Below are 1,519 nucleotides of genomic sequence, written 5' to 3' on the forward strand. Positions count from 1 at the left end.
CTACCCTGGCTACTGATATAATAGATTCTATTAAAAAAAGGTCAACCAGTAATTTTTACTGGTCGACCTTATAATACGAACGCACCCGTTAGTTTAAGTACAATCCTTCACAATCTTAATAGAGTAGAACCTATTGAGACACATTCAAATTACCTCTAAATTAGGCTTTATAATGTCTCATAAGACTTGTATCAAAATGCTTATCGTTGTAAATGGGCATTTTCCTGACTCTACCCCAATACGTGTACATAATGTAAAAAGTTCAATATTAATCCTGCAAAAGCAAATAATAGTCCAATGTAAAAAGTCCAAGGATTATCCTCTTTTTCATAATCAAAGGTCCGGTAAGTAATAAAACCAAATAACAATGCTACGATAGGAATAATTATATACTGTGGTCCAAACAAAAAGGAAATTAGACCTAATAATAGAGTTAGCATCCCATAAGGATTTTGTCCTTTTATAGTATTTAAATGCTCAATTTCCTCCGGGGTCAGACCTTCGTGTTCGTATTTAGTTAGTATTCGTTTAAGCATCCCTTGCACCACCCCTTGAAAAATTATGTATAATTAAAACAATCATACCATAATTGTGAATTATTGGTTAAAGAGGGCATGTATCAATGGATAGGTAAGCTACATTAACTGGCTACTCCTTATTTTTATTGAGCTATCCTGCCCCTTTAGTTCCATAAGAAAAGAGCTGCCTTAAAGACAGCTCTGATCTTTAGCTAACGCACCCTTTAGTTTAATATCTTACTTATTTTAAAGGTGTTTTAAACACATAACTTACTTTGTCATAATTCATCTTATCTTCATAAAAACGGTGTGCATCTGTACGCTGTAACCCTGAAGATAGGGCAACACTTTCATACTTATTTTCTTTTGCCCATTCATGAACATATGTAAGTAGTTTTTCACCGTATCCTTTTGACCGTATATTAGTGTCCGTAACCAAATCACAAACCCAAACAAATCTTCCATAATACAGTGTTGTCATTGGCTTAAAACCGGTAACCGCCACAATTTTATGATCATCAAATAAAGCCAACATTTTATATCTATCTACTTCTTGTGCTTCCATTACTAATTCAAGATAAGTACCTTCGTCAAGATGAGTTCGTAACTGCTTCATAATTGGAAATGCTTCAATTATCTCATTACGTAATTTAAGTTCTTTTATTGTTAAAGTATTCAAAGTTAAAACTCCTTTTTTTTGAATTTTTCGTAAATTAAGTCTACATATTTTCTTATTCAACTAAACTGCCCGATAGTTGCATAAAAAAAGCTGCCTTTAAGACACCCGTTAGTTGAAGAAGAATTAAAGTTTTTTGTATTTAATTCAAGAAACGTTCATTGTCATTAATATTCGAGACTCGTTTGTCACAAAGCCGTTTTTTCTAAAAAATAACTCCGGTTTACCTTTGCCTCTCTCGGTTGATAAATATGCGGCATCGACTTTTCTCTGTGTAAGGATATTCCCTAAATATTTTAGTAAACTCGAACCAACCCCGTTTTGT

At 33.0% G+C, this 1,519-nt stretch carries 2 protein-coding genes; both read right to left on the bottom strand.

From position 1 onward, the window contains the following. Window positions 1-230: 230 nt before the first annotated feature. On the bottom strand, window positions 231-536 hold the full coding sequence (locus tag ADA55_RS16965; protein WP_048686044.1) for a hypothetical protein: 306 nt from the start codon (window positions 534-536) through the stop codon (window positions 231-233). Window positions 537-759: 223 nt separating this feature from the next. Continuing rightward, window positions 760-1,197: a GNAT family N-acetyltransferase gene (locus tag ADA55_RS16970; protein WP_048686045.1), complete on the bottom strand. Its 438-nt coding sequence runs from the start codon at window positions 1,195-1,197 to the stop codon at window positions 760-762. Between the last annotated feature and the right edge of the window lie 322 nt (window positions 1,198-1,519).

This window comes from Bacillus sp. 220_BSPC (assembly GCF_001054655.1).
Classification (GTDB): domain Bacteria; phylum Bacillota; class Bacilli; order Bacillales; family DSM-1321; genus Peribacillus; species Peribacillus frigoritolerans.